The sequence below is a fragment of the Streptomyces sp. NPDC001714 genome (assembly GCF_042892755.1).
In the GTDB taxonomy this organism is placed as follows: domain Bacteria; phylum Actinomycetota; class Actinomycetes; order Streptomycetales; family Streptomycetaceae; genus Streptomyces.
The window spans coordinates 51,208-66,147 of the sequence record NZ_JBIAUL010000016.1 but is presented as its reverse complement, the minus strand read 5'-3'; the positions used below and the strand labels follow the sequence as shown (position 1 = coordinate 66,147).

Annotated in this window: 13 protein-coding genes; 10 read left to right on the top strand and 3 right to left on the bottom strand. The window is 71.9% G+C overall.

From position 1 onward, the window contains the following. Positions 1-35 precede the first annotated feature (35 nt). The 3 genes from ACFY0P_RS35295 to hutI are packed head-to-tail and all read left to right on the top strand — an operon-like array spanning position 36 to position 3,918. A complete protein-coding gene (locus ACFY0P_RS35295) occupies positions 36-1,367 on the top strand; it encodes an allantoate amidohydrolase (RefSeq protein ID WP_388922608.1) in 1,332 nt (443 codons plus the stop codon). Next, on the top strand, positions 1,358-2,704 hold the full coding sequence (locus tag ACFY0P_RS35290; protein WP_388923189.1) for a formimidoylglutamate deiminase: 1,347 nt from the start codon (positions 1,358-1,360) through the stop codon (positions 2,702-2,704). The genes ACFY0P_RS35295 and ACFY0P_RS35290 overlap by 10 nt, the downstream gene beginning before the upstream one ends. A 35-nt stretch (positions 2,705-2,739) precedes the next feature. Then, entirely contained in the window at positions 2,740-3,918 is a 1,179-nt protein-coding gene (hutI, locus tag ACFY0P_RS35285) for an imidazolonepropionase (protein WP_388922605.1), read from the top strand. A gap of 1 nt (position 3,919) precedes the next feature. Here the strand turns inward: hutI and ACFY0P_RS35280 are convergent, their stop codons facing one another. Together ACFY0P_RS35280 and ACFY0P_RS35275 are read right to left on the bottom strand one after the other, a co-directional pair. Continuing rightward, a complete protein-coding gene (locus tag ACFY0P_RS35280; protein ID WP_388922602.1) occupies positions 3,920-5,428 on the bottom strand; it encodes an RICIN domain-containing protein in 1,509 nt (502 codons plus the stop codon). A gap of 159 nt (positions 5,429-5,587) precedes the next feature. Continuing rightward, on the bottom strand, positions 5,588-6,481 hold the full coding sequence (locus ACFY0P_RS35275) for an RNA polymerase sigma factor SigF (protein WP_388922599.1): 894 nt from the start codon (positions 6,479-6,481) through the stop codon (positions 5,588-5,590). 305 nt (positions 6,482-6,786) lie between these two features. Between ACFY0P_RS35275 and ACFY0P_RS35270 the strand changes: the two genes are divergently transcribed. The 6 genes from ACFY0P_RS35270 to ACFY0P_RS35245 all read left to right on the top strand — a co-directional run bounded on the left by ACFY0P_RS35270 (position 6,787) and on the right by ACFY0P_RS35245 (position 12,104). Then, the gene (locus ACFY0P_RS35270) at positions 6,787-7,191 is read left to right on the top strand and encodes an STAS domain-containing protein (protein WP_388922596.1); all 405 of its coding nucleotides are present in this window, start codon (positions 6,787-6,789) and stop codon (positions 7,189-7,191) included. A 182-nt stretch (positions 7,192-7,373) separates the two neighbouring features. Continuing rightward, positions 7,374-7,892, top strand: coding sequence for an ATP-binding protein (locus ACFY0P_RS35265; RefSeq protein WP_388922593.1), 519 nt, complete (start codon positions 7,374-7,376; stop codon positions 7,890-7,892). Positions 7,893-8,088: 196 nt separating this feature from the next. Continuing rightward, on the top strand, positions 8,089-8,796 hold the full coding sequence (locus ACFY0P_RS35260) for an LPXTG cell wall anchor domain-containing protein (RefSeq protein WP_388922590.1): 708 nt from the start codon (positions 8,089-8,091) through the stop codon (positions 8,794-8,796). 28 nt (positions 8,797-8,824) lie between these two features. Beyond that, complete coding sequence (locus ACFY0P_RS35255; protein WP_388922587.1) at positions 8,825-9,685, top strand: hypothetical protein; 861 nt, start codon at positions 8,825-8,827, stop codon at positions 9,683-9,685. Positions 9,686-9,768: 83 nt separating this feature from the next. Further along, positions 9,769-10,785 (top strand): hypothetical protein, encoded by a 1,017-nt coding sequence (locus ACFY0P_RS35250; protein WP_388923186.1) that lies wholly within the window; start codon positions 9,769-9,771, stop codon positions 10,783-10,785. A gap of 2 nt (positions 10,786-10,787) precedes the next feature. Further along, positions 10,788-12,104 carry a hypothetical protein gene (locus tag ACFY0P_RS35245; protein WP_388922584.1) on the top strand — a complete coding sequence of 439 codons (1,317 nt, stop codon included), beginning with the start codon at positions 10,788-10,790 and terminating at the stop codon, positions 12,102-12,104. Between the two features lie 134 nt (positions 12,105-12,238). Here ACFY0P_RS35245 and ACFY0P_RS35240 read toward each other — a convergent pair whose 3' ends face one another. Next, positions 12,239-13,735, bottom strand: coding sequence for an oligopeptide:H+ symporter (locus ACFY0P_RS35240; RefSeq protein ID WP_388922581.1), 1,497 nt, complete (start codon positions 13,733-13,735; stop codon positions 12,239-12,241). A 493-nt stretch (positions 13,736-14,228) separates the two neighbouring features. Here ACFY0P_RS35240 and ACFY0P_RS35235 point away from each other — a divergent pair, with 493 nt between their 5' ends. After that, positions 14,229-14,906: a response regulator transcription factor gene (locus ACFY0P_RS35235; protein ID WP_016436346.1), complete on the top strand. Its 678-nt coding sequence runs from the start codon at positions 14,229-14,231 to the stop codon at positions 14,904-14,906. The last annotated feature ends 34 nt before the right edge of the window (positions 14,907-14,940 follow it).

Genomic DNA, 14,940 nt, shown 5'->3' with positions numbered 1-14,940 from the left:
CTCAACTTCGTTCGAGCGGGGGGACCCCCATCGCCATGCGGAACGACTGCCCACAGCCTGTACGGCCTGTGCGGGGCGAGGGCGCGCAGCCTGAGCAGACTGTGCGGGGCGAGGGTGCGCAGCCCGGTGCCACGCCGGCCGGCGGTGCGGCCTCCTTCCACGCCATGTGGCGGGAGCTGCTCCCCGTCGGCCGGCACCCCGACTCCCGCGGCTACCGGCGCTACGCCTGGACCGGGGCCGACGGCGAGTGCCGGGCCTGGTTCCGGGAGCAGGCCGAAGGACGTGGGCTGACGTACGAGGTCGACCGGAACGGGAACCAGTGGGCCTGGCTCGGGGATCCGGCGGCCGGGGACGCCGTCGTCACCGGGTCGCACCTGGACTCGGTTCCGGACGGCGGCGCCTTCGACGGCCCGCTCGGTGTCGTGTCCTCCTTCGCCGCGCTCGACGAACTCCGGGGGAGGGGAGCGGAGTTCACCCGACCCCTCGCCATCGTCAACTTCGGTGACGAGGAGGGGGCCCGGTTCGGGCTCGCCTGTGTCGGGTCCCGGCTGACCGCGGGGCACCTGGCCGTCGAGCAGGCCCACCGGCTCACCGACGGGGACGGCGTCACGCTGCCGCAGGCCATGGAGGCCGCCGGCTACGACCCTGACGCCATCGGGCCCGACCCCGGGCGGCTCGCGCGGATCGGGGCCTTCGTCGAGCTGCACGTCGAACAGGGCCGGGCGCTGGACCTGTCCGGCGACCGGGTCGGCATCGCCAGTGCCATCTGGCCGCACGGACGCTGGCGGTTCGACTTCCGCGGCGAGGCCAACCACGCCGGCACGACGCGGCTGGTGGACCGGCGCGACCCCATGCTGTCGTACGCCGAGACCGTGCTCGCCGCCCGCCGCGAGGCCGAACTCGCCGGTGCCGTCGCCACCTTCGGCAAGATCGCCGTCGAGCCGAACGGCGTCAACGCCATCCCCTCCCTGGTGCGCGGCTGGCTCGACTCCCGCGCCGCCGACCAGGCCACCCTCGACACCGTCGTCGGCGGCATCGAGAAGGCGGCCCGGGAGTACGCGGAGGCGCACGGCATCGACCTGGACGTGGTCCGTGAGTCGTTCACGCCGGTCGTGGAGTTCGACCACGCCCTGCGGGACGAGCTGGGACGCATTCTCGGCCGGGACACCGGTCTCACCGTGCCCGTCCTGGGTACCGGTGCCGGACACGACGCCGGGATCCTCTCCGGGAGCATCCCGACCGCCATGCTGTTCGTGCGCAACCCCACCGGCGTCTCGCACTCCCCGGCCGAGTTCGCGGCCGAGGACGACTGCGTGGCCGGGGTGAGCGCGCTCGCCGACGTACTGGAAGGGCTGGCCTGCGGGTGACGACACGGACGACGTACTGGTTGGAGCACGCCTGGCTGGACACGCACGTCGAGCCGGACGTCGCCGTGGAGGTGGCCGACGGCCGGATCACGGCGGTGCGGACCGAGGTGCCCGCGCCGCCGCCGGGCGCCGCGGTGCTGCGCGGTCTCACCCTCCCCGGTCTGGCGAACGCCCACTCGCACGCCTTCCACCGCGCCCTGCGCTCCACCGTCCAGGTCGGCTCCGGGACCTTCTGGACCTGGCGCGAGCTGATGTACTCCTTCGCCGACCGGCTGACCCCGGAGACGTACCACGCGCTCGCCCGCGCGGTGTACGCGGAGATGGCGCTGGCGGGCGTCTCCTGCGTCGGGGAGTTCCACTACGTCCACCACGCCCCCGGCGGCACCCGGTACGCCGAGCCCAACGCCATGGGCGAGGCACTGATCGCGGCCGCCGCCGACGCCGGGATCAGGATCACCCTCCTCGACACCGCCTACCTCTCCTCGGGCTTCGGGGAGCCGCCCAACGCCCACCAGCTGCGCTTCTCCGACGGCAGCGCGGAGGCCTGGGCCGAACGCTGTTCAGTTCTCAAGGAACGGGATCACGCACGGATCGGGGCTGCGATCCACTCGGTGCGGGCCGTGCCCGCCGGGCAGTTGGCGACCGTGGCCGGCTGGGCCGAGGAGCGGCGGGCACCGCTCCATGTGCACCTGTCCGAGCAGACGGCGGAGAACGAGGCCTGCCTGGCCGCCCACGGCCGCACCCCCACCCGGCTGCTCGCCGACCACGGCGTCCTCGGGCCGCGCACCACCGGCGTCCACAACACCCACCTCACCGACGAGGACATCGCGCTGCTCGGCGGCTCCGGCACCGGCACCTGCATGTGCCCGACCACCGAGCGCGATCTGGCCGACGGCATCGGGCCGGCCGTCGCCCTGCAGCGCGCGGGCTCGCCGCTCTCCCTCGGCTCCGACAGCCACGCCGTCATCGACCTGCTCGAAGAGGCCCGCGCGATGGAGCTGAACGAGCGGCTGCGCACCCGCACCCGGGGCCACTGGACGGCCGCCGCCCTGCTGCGCGCCGCCTCCGCCGACGGGCACGCCGCCCTCGGCTGGGACGACGCGGGCGCCATCGAGACCGGCATGCTCGCCGACCTGACGACGATCGCGCTCGACTCCGTCAGAACAGCGGGGCCGGTACCGCGCCTGGGCGCCGAGACGGCCGTATTCGCGGCGACCGCGGCGGACGTGCGGCACACGGTCGTCGGGGGCCGGCACGTCGTACGGGACGGCGCGCACACCCTCGTACCCGATGTGCCCCAGGCCCTCGCGCGGGCCGTCGAAGCCCTTCGCACCTGACGACCAGCCCCCACAAGGACTCCGACGAGGCCATCATGAGCAGCAGCACCGCCATCACCAACATCGCCACGCTGGTCACCAACGACCCCTCCCTCGGCGACAACTCCCCTCTCGGCCTGATCCAGGACGCGGCCGTCGTCATCGACGGCGACCGTGTCGTGTGGACCGGTGAATCCAGCAAAGCACCCGCCACTGACAACCGGGTCGACGCGGGCGGCCGGGCGGTGCTGCCGGGCTTCGTGGACTCCCACTCCCACCTGGTCTTCGCGGGGGACCGCACCCAGGAGTTCAACGCCCGCATGTCCGGCCGCTCGTACACCGCGGGCGGCATCCGGACGACCGTCGCCGCCACCCGTGCCGCCACGGACGAGGAGCTGGAGCGGAACCTCACGCACTTCCTCGCCGAGGCCCTCCGCCAGGGCACCACCACCTTCGAGACGAAGTCCGGCTACGGCCTGACGGTCGCCGACGAGGCGCGGGCCCTGCGCATCGCGGCGCGGCACACCGACGAAGTGACGTACCTGGGCGCCCACATCGTCTCGCCCGACCACGCCGACGACCCGGCCGCCTACGTCGCCCTCGTCACCGGAGAGATGCTCGACGCCTGCGCGCCGTACGCCCGCTGGATCGACGTCTTCTGCGAGAAGGGCGCCTTCGACGGCGACCAGGCCCGGACGATCCTCACCGCGGGCAAGGCCAGGGGCCTGACCCCGCGCATCCACGCCAACCAGCTCTCCTACGGCCCAGGCGTCCAGCTCGCCGTGGAACTCGACGCGGCCAGCGCCGACCACTGCACCCACCTCACGGCAGAGGACGTCGACGCCCTCGCCAACAGCCGGACCGTCGCCACCCTCCTGCCCGGCGCCGAGTTCTCCACCCGCGCCGAATGGCCCGACGCCCGCCGCCTCCTCGACGCCGGCGTGACGGTCGCCCTCTCCACCGACTGCAATCCCGGCTCGTCCTTCACCTCCTCCGTCCCCTTCTGCATCGCCCTGGCCGTCCGGGACATGCGCATGACCCCCGACGAGGCCGTCTGGTCGGCCACGGCGGGCGGCGCGGCGGCCCTGCGCAGAACCGACATCGGCCGCCTCGCCCCGGGCGCCCGGGCCGACCTGCTCCTGCTGGACGCCCCGAGCCACGTCCATCTGGCGTACCGGCCGGGGGTGCCGCTGGTCAGCGGGGTGTGGCGGAAGGGCGTACGGGTCGTCGGCTGAGTCAGCCCGCCCCCGCCCGCCAGCGCTGGGACGTCTCGTCGTTCACCCGGTCCAGGGAGAGTTCGTCGCCGCCGTTCGGGGTGAGGGCCGTTTCGATGGCGATTTCCGGGCGGATCTCGCCGTCGGGGGTGACGGTGAAGCGGAGGTTGACGCCGTGGTCGCCGTCCACCGAGGCGCAGCTCCAGATGCCGACGCCCTTGTCGACCGAACCCCGGCTGTCCAGGCAGAAGTCGGGGTCCGCGGCGGACTGCAGGACGCCCCGGTCCGGGTCGACCCGCCAGCGCTGGGTGGCGGAGCCGGAGCAGGGGGCCGTGATCACGTCCGTGCCGTCGTCGAGGTCGCCGTCGCGGACGTCCAGGCAGCGGGCGGTGGCGAGGTTCACGACCTGGGCGTAGGCCGTTCCCGGTGGCTCGGGGGTGGGGCTGGGGGACGGGGTCGGGGTCGGGGAGGGGCGCCGGGACGGGGTATGTGACACGGCACTGGCACCGGGCGTCGGGGAAACACCGGACGGCGCCGGGGAGACCGTCGTCGTCGCCGTCACGGTCACCTGCGGACTCGGCGGAGCCGGCGTGGCCGCGGCCGGGCCGGGGGCCTGTGTGTCCCGGTGGGCCAGGAGGACCAGCAGCGGCACGAGGGCCACCCCCAGCGCCGTGGAGGTCAGGAGAAGGCGCCGGGACGGGATCCGGCGCCGCCGGAGCGGGCCGGGGCCGGGGTCGACGGGGGGTGCCGACGGCGTTTCGTGGCGTACGTACGCCGTGCCGGCCCACGGCAGCAGGCCCTCCGCGAGGGTCTCGCGCGGGGTGTCCCGGAGCGCGGTGAGGTCCTCGAACGCGGCCGTGCAGTGCGGGCAGTGCGCCATGTGCGCGTGCAGGTCGGGGCTGTGGCGGGGGTTCTCCGGGCGGACCGACTCCTCGATCAGGCGGCGGAAGTCCGCGCAGCGCGGGTCGTCGGAGGCGGCCAGGCGGGCGCGCAGACAGGCCTGGGCCAGGGACTGGAGGGCGGGCGGGATGCCGTACCGGACGTCCTCGGGGGTCAGGCCGAGGTATGTTGCGGTCCGCTCGGCGGGCTCCCGGTCCAGCACGCCGTACCAGATCAGGCCCTGGGTGCGGGACGGCAGGGACTGGAACGCCGGGAGCAGGGGCGGGGTCGGGCCGCCGGGGGTACCGGAGGAGTTCAGGACCAGCAGGAGGGTGGGGTCCAGGGCGGCGGAGTGTTCGTCGCCGGACCAGCCCGCCGCCAGCCGGGCGGTGAGCAGGAGCAGGTGGTGGCGCAGGGGGACGACCGGCTCGGCGCCGCGCGCGATGTCGCGGGCGGCGCTGGTGAAGGTCTGCGCGGAGAGCCGGCGGGCCGCCGCGTCGCCGGCCGTGCAGAGGCGGGCGTAGGCGAGGACCGCGGGGTGGTGGCGGGCGCGGAGTTCCTGGAGGGCGGGGTAGGCGGTGGGGGTGGGGGTGCGCAGGAGATCGGTCAGGCGGGTGTCCGAGGGTGGGTCGCCCTGGAGATCCTGGACCATCGTGCACCCCTTCTCGCGGGCCGTCCTTCCTGACGTACCGGCCAGTTTGGGGTGTGACTCGCGGTAGCGGGGGAGCTTTGGCCAAAGACGCAGCGGGCCGGGGCGGGGGCCGGGCGGCAGGACCGCCGTCGCCCCGGCGGCGGGGCGGTCCGGCCGGGGCTATTCGTCCAGGGTCAGTGCCCTGCGCAGCTGCACGAGCGTGCGGGACAGCAGCCGGGAGACGTGCATCTGGGAGATCCCGAGTTCGTCGCCGATCTCCGACTGGGTCATGCCCGCGACGAAGCGGAGGGAGAGGATGGTGCGGTCCCTGGCCGGGAGTTCGGCGATGAGGGGCTTCAGGGACTCGATGTACTCGATGCCCTCCAGGCCGTGGTCCTCGTAGCCGATGCGGTCCGCCAGGGCGCCCTCGGACTCGTCCTCCTCGGGTTGTGCGTCCAGGGAGGAGGCCGTGTAGGCGTTGGACGCCGCCATGCCCTCGACGACCTCGTCGTTGGAGAGGCCGAGGCGTTCCGCGAGTTCCGCGACCGTGGGGGCGCGGTCCAGCTTCTGGGCCAGTTCGTCGCCCGCCTTGGCGAGGTCGAGACGGAGTTCCTGGAGGCGGCGCGGGACGCGTACCGACCACGACGTGTCGCGGAAGAAGCGCTTGATCTCGCCGATGATCGTCGGCATCGCGAAGGTGGGGAACTCGACGCCGCGGGAGAGCTCGAAGCGGTCGATCGCCTTGATCAGGCCGATGGTGCCGACCTGGATGATGTCCTCCATCGGTTCGCTGCGGGAGCGGAAGCGGGAGGCGGCGAACTTGACCAGCGCGAGGTTCAGTTCCACGAGGGTGTTGCGGACGTACGAATATTCGTGCGTGCCTTCCTCCAGCGACTCCAGCCGCTCGAAGAGGGTCTTGGACAGGGCTCGCGCGTCGACCGCGTCGACCTCGTCGTACGGGGGGATCTCCGGGAGTCCGAGTCCGGCGAAGAATCCCTCGATGGCATCCAGTGGTTCCGGTGGGGGTGTCGACGTCGTCGTCAGGGTGTGCGAGGCGTCGAGCCGGGGTGACATGGTGTCCTCCATCGTTCTCGGCAATGAGGCTGCCGGAGCCGTGCGTGCACTGCGGTGTGCGGCGCCTCCAAAGCCGGCCGTGTCGGTTACGTGTCCCTACTAGCCCTACCCGCTCCGTCGAGCCGCTCGCAAGTCCGTTCTATTAGTGTTTGTCCTGTTCTGAGAGGTTGTTCGGGTGTCGGGTTGCGTGCAGAAGGCGTAATGTTCGAGGGCGTCGGCATGGCGTTCGGCAGACATCGGTGGGCATCGTCAGACAACGGTCAGACGGTGGCAAAAGCGGTCACGACCTCGGGAGAGAGACGGCAATGGACCACGGGACGGTCGGCAGCGCACAGTCGGGCCGGCTGCTGGTGGAGGTGCGGGAAGAGGGCTCCAGCGCCGTCGTGATTCCGGCGGGTGAGCTCGATCACCACACCGCCGACCTGTTGCGCGAGCCGCTCGACGATCTCCTCGACAAGGGTTTCTCACGCCTTGTCGTCGACTGCTCACGCCTTGAGTTCTGCGACTCCACCGGGCTGAACGTGCTGCTCGGTGCGCGGCTGCGGGCCGAGGCCGCCGGAGGCGGGGTGCACCTCGCCGGGATGCTGCCCGTCGTCGCCCGGGTCTTCGAGATCACGGGCGCCGAGGCGGTCTTCACCGTCCACGACTCCGTCGAGGCGGCACTGGCCGACGAGGGCGGCGGGACCGGCGCGACCGGCGGCGAGGGCTGAGACCCGGCCGGGCCCGGCGTCCGGAACCGGGGGGTGTTCCCGTGGATCGCTCGGGCAGGAGACATTCTGGATCTGTCGCCGCCCGGCCCTGTTTTCGAGTCGAATGCGCCGCCAGGCCCGTACGAACTGCAGCAACGCGAAATTTTCCATGTGAACCGGTGAATCGGTGAGGTGAAGCGCTGATGAGCACCACCCGGCCTTACCCGCCGGGCGACCGCGGCCCGGAGTCCGACGGCGCTTCGGGGATGTCCGAGGAGGCGGTGTCCGACGAGCTGCCGGCCTCGACGGGGGGTCGTCAGGTCCGCAGACTGCGCCTCCACGGCGAGAGCGGGGTCGTCCCGCTCGCCCGCGATTTCACCCGCCAGGCGCTGCACGCGTGGGGGTGGCTGCCGGCCGCGACGGCCGACCGCAGGGCCGCCGCGGAGGATGTGCTGCTCGTCGTCTCCGAACTGGTCACGAACGCGTGCCTGCATGCCGAGGGGCCGGACGAGCTGTTCCTGGCCTGCGACAGGAAGGTGATCCGGGTCGAGGTGTCCGACCGGGGGGCCGGGCAGCCGGCGCCGCGGACGCCGCACCGGGCGGGGCGGCCGGGGGGGCATGGCATGTTCATCGTCCAACGACTCTGTCTGGACTGGGGAGTTGTGCGGGCGCCGGGGGCGGCCGGGAAGACCGTGTGGGCGGAGTTGGGGGCACCGGCGTAAGAAGGCGCCGCGTTGTTTTTCGGCCGACGGCCGGTGGGGGCTGATCGCGCAGTTCCTCGCGCCCCTACGGGGCGCCGTAGGCGCTTCGGCATCGCCACACTTCCGCCACGCCCTTTCTCTTCCCTCCTCATGAGCCCCGGCGTACCTTGACGGCCGAATCTGATACCTCGTCAGTAGCGAATGGGGTGGACCGACCGTGTCGTCGTACCCGAAACGTACCGCCGTGCTCGCGTCCGCCGCCGCCCTGGCCGGATCGGCGGTACTGCTCGCCGCCCCCGCGGCGCACGCCACCGTCGTCAACGTCAACTACCAGTGCAAGACGCCGATCGGCGACAAGAGCGCCGTCTCCCCGATCGACATCAAGGGCGTCAAGAGCGGCAGCGGATACAAGATCACGATGTCCTGGCAGAAGGGCGTCTCCTCCAGCCCCGTCGAACTCGGCAAGGGCGCGATGAATCCGAGCGCCACCATCAAGCTCGGCGGCGCCGACAGCGGCACCCTGAACGTCACCGGCGCCGCCAACCAGGCCGCGATCCCCGCCAACACCCCCATCAAGATCAACGACCTGAGCGGTACCTACACCCCGGAGAAGTCCGGCAAGGTGACGTTCACGGCGGGCACGCTCACCATCAAGGCGCTCGGTACGACGACCACCTGCAACCCCACCAACAACCCCGGCCCGTCCCTGACGTTGGACGTGACCGCGGCGGGCGGCGGTTCGAGCAGTTCCGGCAGTTCCGGCTCGTCGTCCGGCGGCACCGGCACCGACTCCGGAGGCACCCTGCCGAAGACCGGTCCCGAGGACTCGTTCGTCGCCCTCGGCACCCTGGGCGGCACCGTGCTGCTCGCGGGCGCGGCCGGCACCCTCTGGCTGACCCGGCGGAACCAGACCGTACGCCGCTGACCTCCGGGTCCGACCGCTGGAGCCGCCCATGCCGTCCGCCCAGTCCGCCGCCCGGTCCGCCGTCCGTGCCCTCGGCCTCGCCGCGCTGATCCTGCTCGCCACCGCCCCGCGCGCGTCGGCGGCCGAGGGCTGGTCCCTCGCGCCCGCGGGCGGCGGCCGCCCCTCCTTCTACGCCGAGGGCGCCCCCGGGACGGTCCTGCAGGACACCGTGTCGGTGACCAACTCCGGCGGGCACCCGGTCACGGTCCGGCTGACCGGCAGCGGTGTCCCCGTCACCTTCGCCGAGCCGACCGTCCGGGTCCCCGCCCGGACCCGCGCCGACGTCCCCTTCACCATGACCGTCCCGGCGGGCGCGGCCCCCGGCGACCGTTCCGGCACGCTCGTGGCGAAGGACGCCGACGGCCGCACCGCCACCGCCCGCATCCGCCTGCGCGTCGGCGGCCCCGCGCTCTTCGCGCTGACCGTCGAACACGTCGCCGTCCACGGCGACCGCATCACGTACGAGCTGGTCAACCGGGGTACGACCGTGCTCGCACCGAAGCTGGCGGTGCGCGCCCACGGCCTCTTCGGCCGGGTCCTGCTCGACCGGACCGCGCGCACCCTCCCGGTCCGGCTCGCCCCCGGCACCCGCACCGCACTCAGCGAGCCCTGGCCCGGCCACCCCGCCCTGGACGCGGTCGACGTCCGGCTGACGGCGACGGCGGCGGACGGCGCGCACGACACGGCGGAGACCGAGGCACGGTTCGTGCCCTGGGGCGCGGTCGCGGGGGCAGCGGGCGTACTCACGGCGGGGGCCGCCGTGACGGTCGTACGACTGCGCGGACGGCGTGCCGACCAGGCGGCCGAACCCGAGTCCATGGACGTCGAGTTGACGGGAGCAGCGAGGTGAGGGTGCGTGCGGTCCCGAGACCGGTCCCGGTACTGGCGGCACTGACGGCGCTGGCGGCGGTGTTCTCGCTGCTCCTCGTGCCCATGGCGGCAGCCGCCGGCGGACCGACCGTCAAGGTCTCCAAGTCGCAGGCCGGCACCGGCGGTTCGGTCACCGTCAGCGGCACCGGCTGGCGGCCGCACACCCTGCTGATGATGCTGGTCTGCGGCCGGTCCAGCCCGTCCCGGGGCGTGATCGGCGGCACCAACTCCTGCGCCAACGCCGACGGAAGGGCCGTCACCACCGACGCGAACGGCTCCTTCAGCAAGCAGCTCCCGGTCGCCGAACCGCCGGTCCCCTGCCCCTGTGTGGTGCACGTGGCCACCGTGACCGGTACCAGTGCCGACGCGGACGCCGCCTTCCAGGTCGCCGGACACCCCGTCAAGGCGCTGCCCGCCGAGTCCACCGGCGGCCGCCTGTCGATGCTCACCGACACCCGCCTCGACGGCTCCTCGGGACTGCTGACCTGGTTCGGCGCACCCCCGTCCCGCACCCTCGTGTTCACCATCGGCAACGCGGGCACCTCCACTCTGAAGGACCCCGTCTTCCAGGTCGGCACCGCGCACGGCGTGTTCGCCCCCCAGTGGGACGAGCAGCAGTGGCACGGCACCCTCGCACCCGGCAAGAAGGCGCAGGTCAAACTGCCCGTCGAACTCTCCGCCGGGGCCCACGGCGACTACGCCGTCTCTTTGAGGTACGACGGCAAGGTCCTCGCCGAGCAGCCCTGGGGCGTCGGCCGCCCCTGGGGCGTCACCCTCTTCTGGCTCCTGCTCTGCGTGGTCGTGCCGGCGGCGGTCTTCCGCATCGGGATGGCGGTGGTGGACCGGGTACGGCCGCCCCGCGCCGGCGGCATCCGGCACCGGGGAGTGCCCCGCCCGGCCTTCCGCGTGCCGCGCCGGCGCGCCGCCCCGGAGCCCGCGCCCTCAGCGGCCTCCACCACTTCGACCCTGCCGTGGTTCACCCCGGACTCCGATCCGGGCGCGACGGCCGGCCGGCTCTCCGCACCGCACGACGAGAGTTCCGCGAGTCCCACGACTCCGACGACGAAAGGACCGACGTGATCATGCGAAGGAGAGTGACACCGGTACCGGCCAGAGCGGGCGCGGCGGCGGCCGCGCTGGTCCTCGCCGGGGCGGGCGCCCTGCTCGGCGCGGCCGCGGGGACCGCCCAGGCGGCCGAGGTGTCGTACGCCACCCACTGCGTACCGCCCGCCGGGGTCGCCGACCCGATCGACGGGACCACCAAGGTCGAGATCACCGCGCCGGCCACGGCGAAGGTCGGCGACACCGTCGACATCACCTGGAAGTTCGTGCAGGCCGCGTCCAAGAACCCGGACATCATCGACCTGCCCGCGAACACGGTCCAGCCGTCCGGCACGGTCAAGGCGGCCGGCGCCCAGGCAGCCGACATCGCCATGCAGGGGCCGCGCGAGAACCCGGCGATCCCCAAGGGCGGCGACATGGTGCTGTCCGACATGACGGGCTCGCTGAAACTGACGTCGCCCGGCGAGGTGACGCTCACCCCGGGCGCGTACACCGTCAACGCGTACGGGACGGACACCGTGTGCACCCCGACGGGCACGGTGGACAAGGCGGCCACGATCGAGGTGACCGGAAGCGGTTCGAGCGGTTCGGCGAGCCCGTCGGACACCACGTCGGCGTCGACGTCCCCCTCCGGCTCGGCGTCCCCTTCCGACTCGGCGTCGGCCTCCACGTCCGCCTCCGCCTCGGCGTCCGCCTCCGACGGCACGGGCAGCGGCCAGACCGACTTCACGGGCAAGGAGGTCGACATCCCCTACGCCTGCAAGACACCCATCGGCGACAAGAGCGCGACCTCGCCGGTGCAGATCAACGCGAAGAAGGACGGCGGCAGCTTCGACCTCACCGTGAAGTTCAACGGGTCGGTGATGGACAGCCCCGCCGACATCCCGGCGGACTCGGTGAAGCCGTCGATGGAGGTGGTCCTGGGCGGCGCCGACAAGGGCACGGTCCATGTGGAGGGCCCCACCAACTCCTCCGCGATCAAGTCCGGCGACCCGATCGAGATCCCGGACCTGACGGGCACGTACAAGCCGGGGGCGAGCGGCGAGTCGACCCTGTCGCCGGGCGTCCTGACGGTCAAGGCACTGGGTACGACCACGACGTGCACGCCTACGAAGACGGAGGTCTCGCTGACCCTGGACACGGCGGAGCAGGCGAGCGGCGCGTCGGGTTCGTCGACGTCGGGCGGTTCGTCGAGCAGTTCGAACAGCAGCGGTGGACTCGCGGAGACCGGCGACAGCAGCAATGGGGCGCTCAAGGCGCTGGGTCTGGTGGCAGGAACGGCGATCCTGCTGGGCGGCGCGGTGTTCACCTTCATGCCAAAACGAAGGACACGATGAGAAAGCCAGGGGCGCGGGGCTGTATCTGACTGGCGGCTCCGCCGCGTGGGCGCGACCAGCCCCCACGAACCGTTAGCCGACAAGCACGAGGGCCACCTCATTCAAAAGAATGCGGTGGCCCTCTGTCGAAGACGTCAGTGAACGTCCCCCATGAGCTCCCGAACCTTCTTCCGGTACATCCACACAGCCGCACCGGCGAGCACCGCCAGCGCCGCCTGGAACGCCACGATCCCCGTCTTGTTCAGGTCGACACCCGCGATGGACAGCAGACCGGTCGTCGCGTCACCCGCGGTGACCGCCAGGAACCACACACCCATCATCTGGGACGCGTACTTCGCCGGAGCCATCTTGGTCGTCACGGACAGACCCACCGGGGACAGCATCAGCTCACCCACGGTCTGCACGAAGTAGATCCCGACCAGCCACATCGCCGCGGCCTTGTGACCGCCGTCCGCGATCGACAGCGGCGCGAGGAACAGGAAGAACGACGCACCGATCAGCACCAGGCCACCGGCGAACTTCACGGCCGTGCTCGGCTCCTTGCCGCGCCGCGCCATCGCCAGCCACGCCCAGGCGAAGACGGGCGCGAACGCCATGATCATGACCGGGTTGACGGACTGGTACCAGGAGACCGGGAAGTTCCAGCCGAAGATCGTGTTCTTGGCGGACGCGTCGGCGAACAGGGAGACGGTCGAGCCGCCCTGGTCGTAGATCATCCAGAAGACGGCGGCGGCCACGAAGAACCAGATGTAGGCGCTCATCTTGGACTGCTCGGCGCGGTCCAGGTCCTTGTCCCGCTTGATGCGGGCGATGACGACGACCGGGATCAGCAGACCGGCGATCGTGATCGGGACCAGCAGCCAGTTCAGCGTGTAGACGCCGGAGACACCCACGACGACGTAGAAGACCGCGGCGACGGCGGCCCAGAAGGCGGCCTTCGTCATCGTCGACTTCTTCTCCGCGGCGGACAGCGGCGTCGGGACGATGTCCGAGCGCGAGCTCAGGTGGCGGGTGCCGAGCAGGAACTGGACGAGACCCAGCGCCATGCCGACCGCGGCCAGCGCGAAGCCCAGGTGCCAGTTGTAGTTCTCACCGACCGTGCCGATGACCAGCGGCGCGGCGAACGCGCCCAGGTTGATGCCGATGTAGAAGAGCGTGAAGCCACCGTCACGGCGCGGGTCGTCCGGACCGTCATACAGGTGACCGACCATCGTGGAGATGTTGGCCTTGAGCAGACCGGAACCTATGGCGACCAGGCCGAGACCCGCGAAGAACGTGCCGGAGCTGGGCAGCGCCAGCGTCAGGTGGCCGAGCATGATGATCGTGCCCGCGACGGCGACCGTCTTGCGGGGGCCGAGGAGGCGGTCGGCGAACCAGCCGCCCGGCAGGGCGAGCAGGTACACGAGCGACAGGTACACGGAGTAGATCGCCGTCGCCGTGGCCGCGCTCATGTGCAGGCCGCCGGGAGCGACCAGGTACAGCGGGAGCAGGGCCTTCATGCCGTAGTAGGAGAATCGCTCCCACATCTCGGTCATGAAGAGGGTGGCCAGTCCGCGGGGGTGGCCGAAGAAGGTCTTCTCGGAACCGGGGGTGCCCGGTCGGACCGAGTCCTTCGTCAGGCTGGACGCCATGGTCGTTCCTTGCTGGTCGGAGCGCGCGGTGGGGCTTTGCGCGCCCGTGGGGGGGAGCGGCCGGCACCGGCAGGGTCCGCCCGTCCACCCCACGCCCGACAGGGATTCCGCCCCGGGTCGCGGGGCGGTGGACGGCGACCACCGGGATCCACGCCCCGTGACGCTGCGTCGCGTCCGGAGCCCGGCCAGAGGTCATTCCTTTTCAAGGCTGGCAGACCAGCCCGCACACAAAAGAGACCTTCAGCGCGACATGCCCACCAAAGGTCCCCGGGTGTACTACAGGCGTTCACGTCACTGTACGTCAGGACACTGCCGGATATGGAAGGACTTGAGACACGGATCACAGGTGTCGACGGAACCTCGCACCCGGTTTCGAAGGTCCCTCCTACGATCGCACCTCGCGCCCATAGGTTCGTACCACTGTGCCCCAAGGTAAGAATCCCTGGCGCCGATCACACTCCAGTACTGCGCGTAATCGGACTACCATCACCCCATGACCCGTGTACTGCTCGCCGAGGACGACGCGTCCATCTCGGAGCCGCTGGCCCGCGCACTGCGTCGGGAAGGTTACGAGGTCGAGGTGCGCGAGGACGGACCCACCGCGCTCGACGCCGGAATGCAGGGCGGCGTCGACCTGGTCGTGCTGGACCTCGGGCTGCCCGGCATGGACGGCCTCGAGGTGGCGCGCCGACTGCGTGCCGAGGGCCACGCCGTGCCGATCCTCATCCTGACCGCGCGGGCCGACGAGGTGGACACCGTCGTCGGCCTCGACGCGGGTGCCGACGACTACGTCACCAAGCCGTTCCGTCTCGCCGAACTGCTCGCCCGGGTGCGGGCGCTGCTGCGGCGCGGTGCCGCGGAGCCGGCGCAGCCGCCGGCCACGCACGGTGTGCGGATCGACGTCGAGTCGCACCGGGCGTGGATGGGCGACGAGGAACTCCAGCTCACGGCGAAGGAGTTCGACCTGCTGCGGGTGCTGGTGCGGGACGCGGGGCGGGTCGTCACGCGGGACCAGCTGATGCGGGAGGTCTGGGACACGACGTGGTGGTCGTCGACCAAGACGCTCGACATGCACATCTCGTGGCTGCGCAAGAAGCTCGGCGACGATGCGGCGAACCCTCGGTACATCGCTACCGTGCGTGGTGTCGGGTTCCGTTTCGAGAAGAGCTAGGCCGGCTACGCGCGTTGCGCCGTGGGTGGCTGGT

Coding starts and splice junctions, on each gene's coding strand:
- ACFY0P_RS35295 (WP_388922608.1), top strand. CDS start 36: ATGCGGAACGACTGCCCACAGCCTGTACGGCCTGTGCGGGGCGAGGGC.
- hutI (WP_388922605.1), top strand. CDS start 2,740: ATGAGCAGCAGCACCGCCATCACCAACATCGCCACGCTGGTCACCAAC.
- ACFY0P_RS35280 (WP_388922602.1), bottom strand. CDS start 5,428: ATGGTCCAGGATCTCCAGGGCGACCCACCCTCGGACACCCGCCTGACC.
- ACFY0P_RS35275 (WP_388922599.1), bottom strand. CDS start 6,481: ATGTCACCCCGGCTCGACGCCTCGCACACCCTGACGACGACGTCGACA.
- ACFY0P_RS35270 (WP_388922596.1), top strand. CDS start 6,787: ATGGACCACGGGACGGTCGGCAGCGCACAGTCGGGCCGGCTGCTGGTG.
- ACFY0P_RS35265 (WP_388922593.1), top strand. CDS start 7,374: ATGAGCACCACCCGGCCTTACCCGCCGGGCGACCGCGGCCCGGAGTCC.
- ACFY0P_RS35255 (WP_388922587.1), top strand. CDS start 8,825: ATGCCGTCCGCCCAGTCCGCCGCCCGGTCCGCCGTCCGTGCCCTCGGC.
- ACFY0P_RS35250 (WP_388923186.1), top strand. CDS start 9,769: ATGGCGGCAGCCGCCGGCGGACCGACCGTCAAGGTCTCCAAGTCGCAG.
- ACFY0P_RS35245 (WP_388922584.1), top strand. CDS start 10,788: ATGCGAAGGAGAGTGACACCGGTACCGGCCAGAGCGGGCGCGGCGGCG.
- ACFY0P_RS35240 (WP_388922581.1), bottom strand. CDS start 13,735: ATGGCGTCCAGCCTGACGAAGGACTCGGTCCGACCGGGCACCCCCGGT.
- ACFY0P_RS35235 (WP_016436346.1), top strand. CDS start 14,229: ATGACCCGTGTACTGCTCGCCGAGGACGACGCGTCCATCTCGGAGCCG.